Below are 283 nucleotides of genomic sequence, written 5' to 3' on the forward strand. Positions count from 1 at the left end.
GAATGAAGTGGACCGATTCGGGGTTCGGCCCGCCAAGCCAGCAAGCCGCATGCCGGCCACGGCAGGACGCTGGCGGCGTTACAGCGGCACGACGTCGGGACGATTGCGCGGGAACTGCGCGATCACGTCCGGCGCGATGTTCAGGTGCGCTTCGACGAGCTGCGGCGGCGTGTGCGCGAGCCAGTCGGACAACGACACCTCCGCATAGCGGTCGGCCTTGAAGATCTCGAGGAACACGAGGTCGGTGCGGCCGGTGTTCTGCACGTAGTGACCGAGGCTCTTC

Annotated in this window: 1 pseudogene; it reads right to left on the minus strand. The window is 66.8% G+C overall.

The features are described 5' to 3' along the window. Positions 1–78 precede the first annotated feature (78 nt). Positions 79–283 (minus strand): annotated as a pseudogene (locus SB816_RS31030) (cupin); the annotation flags it as partial.

It is taken from the genome of Achromobacter sp. SIMBA_011, from assembly GCF_046535435.1.
Taxonomy (GTDB): Bacteria; Pseudomonadota; Gammaproteobacteria; order Burkholderiales; family Burkholderiaceae_B; genus Achromobacter; species Achromobacter dolens.